The organism is Flavobacterium melibiosi, from assembly GCF_048158545.1.
Classification (GTDB): Bacteria; Bacteroidota; Bacteroidia; order Flavobacteriales; family Flavobacteriaceae; genus Flavobacterium; species Flavobacterium melibiosi.
In genome coordinates this window covers 1-3,402 of record NZ_JBLNKU010000029.1, presented here as the reverse complement: position 1 = coordinate 3,402, position 3,402 = coordinate 1, and the positions used below count along the sequence as shown (strand labels likewise).

Here is a 3,402-nt window from a genome sequence, read left to right as displayed (position 1 = left end):
TTTGATCTCCTCCGCTTAACGGAACAAGTGGTATTGGATTAATCGTTAAGGTTACAGCAGTACGAGAGTTGCTTACACATGGTGTTGTATTTTTTACCGATTCCGCATAATATGTAACGCTTCCTAATGCACTTAATGAAGGATCTGCCACTATATTTCCTCCGGTTAATGCATCATACCATACTACTGACTCTCCTGAGTCAGCTGTAGCTGTAGCAGTCAATGTCTGAATTGGTGACGTAGCACATACCGTTTGATTCCCTCCACTTATTGGAGCGATTGGTTTTGAATTTAAAGTTAAAGTAACTGCCACACGTGATGTGCTTACACAAGACGTTATGCTATTTACCGCTTCAGCATAATAAGTAATAGTTCCTAATGAACCTAAAGAAGGATCTGGCACTATAGTTCCTCCGATTGCTGCATCATACCAAACTATCGATTCGCCTGGCTGAACTGTAGCAGTAGCTGTCAGTGGTGTGATTGGCGATGAAGCACATACCGTTTGATCTCCTCCGCTTAACGGAACAAGTGGTATTGGATTAATAGTTAAGGTTACCGCAGTACGGGAGTCGCTTACACATAGCGTTGCATTTTTTACCGATTCCGCATAATAAGTAATGGTTCCTAATAAACTTAACGAAGGGTCTGATACTATATTTCCTCCAGTTGGCGCATCATACCAAACTAATGACTCTCCTGATTCAACTGTAGCTGTAGCAGTCAAAGTTTGAATTGGTGATGAAGCACATACGGTTTGATTATTTCCTGTTGGAGTTAAAGGCGGAACATGAAATTCTACTGTTATATCTGCAGCTGAACTAGAACAGATTCCATTTGAGATAGTCCATGTAAAAACATATACACCTTCTACATTTACTGTAACTGTAGATGTCCCGCTATTTACAGCACTGAAATTTACTAAACCAGGACCTGATTTTAATGACCAAACACCGGAACCAATAATAGGAGTGTTGCCTCCAAGTGAACTACTTGTTAATGTACAATTGAATTGACCTGAACCTACGGTTGCAACTGTTGGCTTTTCATCTAAATTAACTAAAATACTATCTTCTTTGTAACAAGGAATTAAAGCATCCGCTGAGACAACAACCGGATTTGGGTCTTTTATGTTATAATCAACAGCACCGCTCCCGTAATCTAGCGAACTAGTTAATTCTGGGCTTAAAAAGGAATTTGTAACATTATAATTAAGTTCACTATCATCTTGCATCGTGAAAGCAAAAAACTTAATATCTCCAATTACATAGCCTATCAATGATTTCAATACTTCAACTTCAAAACCAAGATTATAATCTGCAATTCCTGAATTACCAGTATTAACCCCCATCACAGAAGAAGGGAATCCTGTTGCTGCATTCCCTATGTTTACCTTAGTAGAACTACCTGTTTTTAATTCGATAATATCAGCGAAATAATTTGTTCCACCGTCATCAGTTGAAATTGTAAGACAATAATCCGCTTGAAAATAAGAATCAAAAGTACTTGGGTTATTATTAAAATAATTAAATCCCTTTACAGAGGGAATAACATTTGCTTCATCTCCATAATTTGCCAAATTAAAACCTCCAGGCTTTGTATCCAGAAACAACAGCATACTTCTATTGTTTTCTAATTTTCCTGGAATTCCAAAAACTATCTTATCTTCTGTGGGACTAATTTTAATAGAATTAATATAGCCGTTTGATGCATTTGAGGATAATGCAGCTGAAAGTATATTGTCTTCCATCGAACCTTTTCCCCAAGCAGTTTCAATCATGGATCCGTCAAAAGTAACTGCATAGCGTGTTCTAACACTGACTACCTGACCTTTTTTTAATGTCGTTGTTAAATATTCTCTATTTGTTGACATAGCCTGCACAACAGTTCCGTCAACTGAAAATTCAAATAAATCAGCACCATTATTTGCAGTAAATACAAGAGGAACTCCTTCACATATAATTTGATCTGCAGGTGAAACAGATAAAGTTACTATTGGTGGAGCAGAATAAACGGAAGCAACAACAGGTACCCTAACACTAAAATCAGCACCAGCATGGGTTCGAACATAATACGTTGTAGTTTGACTAATAGTCGGACTAAATATAGATCCTGTATGCAATATAGTATTAGAAGTTTGACTCGAAAACCATTCGATAACATCTCCACTACCTCCAGAGGCAGCCATAAATACTCTTACAGTCAAGTCACTCTCTTCTTTACAAGCACTTCCCGCAGTAGTCAAGGGTGACGGTATGATAGCTGTAGATTTTGCAGTTTTAAATGTCCTATTAGATTTTTTAATAGTATCAGTTAAATTAACAGTTAAGGCCAACTGCAAATTTATTTTAGAATTATTTAAAGTTTCTTCGAAATTTTTGGCACTAATTTTATTTCCTAAAAACGAAAAAAACATTAAAAATAAAAGTAATTTATTTTTCATAGAATAAATTTTGTTGTTAATATAATTGACGATATATATTTAATTAAATAAAAGTATAGTTTTATTTTGGTTAAGCAAATAAAATTTTAATATATAATTAACAATATTATAAACAAATTACAAATAAGCAGTTAACTAAAAATTGTTATTATTTAAATAAAAATCGGATCAATTCTAAAAGTCGTGAGAAATAGTAATAAAGGATATTTTTAAATTCAAATTAGACAGCAATGCAAGGTTCCAATAGCGAACTCATCAAGTTATTATTACCGGAGATAATAGTGAACTATTTCGAGTTAACTTCTTATAAAAAAATCATATTTTTTGCATTTCTATCTAAAGAGATTAATTCCATACCAAAAGAATATGGTAAATATAAATTAAATTCCAAAGGATGCTTTGTAAGATAACGGTTCACGATTTTCCAATTCGCGGACATCAGTTATACCTACACATCACCCGAAGGAGATGGCTCAATGAGGATACTGGATAAGTAGTGTTTAGAGATTGGAATTTAGCGGCAGACGGAACTCCGGTAACACCGAAGTTTGCGTTTTTAAAAAAATTAATAGATTTCAAGCCTAATCATTGCAATACTACAACCTTTCTATGGAGTTATAGGCAAAAACCACAACATTAATACAAAGATTCCTTATGTGATTTTAAAATCTTGAACCAAAATCGCATGCAAAACAATGGTTTATTTTTCTCAAAAAACTTAGACAAGTGTTTGTCAATAGATAAAACTTCACTCTCTAATGGAGAATTATACGTATTCATCCCCCCCATGCACAACTACTAAGTTGACAAAATACTTTTCTATAAAAATCCACGAGACTATAAATCAAAAAAAATCCTCATCAAATTCATGATGAGGATTCTTTAAAGAAAGGCGACGACATACTCTCCCACATAACTGCAGTACCATCTGCGCAGGCGGGCTTAACTACTCTGTTCGG

General features: G+C 34.6%; 1 protein-coding gene and 1 rRNA gene. Both read right to left on the bottom strand.

Translation table 11 applies throughout. The annotated features are described in order from the left end of the window. Window positions 1-2,443: Ig-like domain-containing protein (locus ACM55F_RS18735; protein ID WP_465245398.1), on the bottom strand; the 2,443-nt coding region annotated here is incomplete at its 3' end. Window positions 2,444-3,330: 887 nt separating this feature from the next. Further along, window positions 3,331-3,402, bottom strand: a 5S ribosomal RNA gene (rrf, locus tag ACM55F_RS18795); the annotation flags it as partial.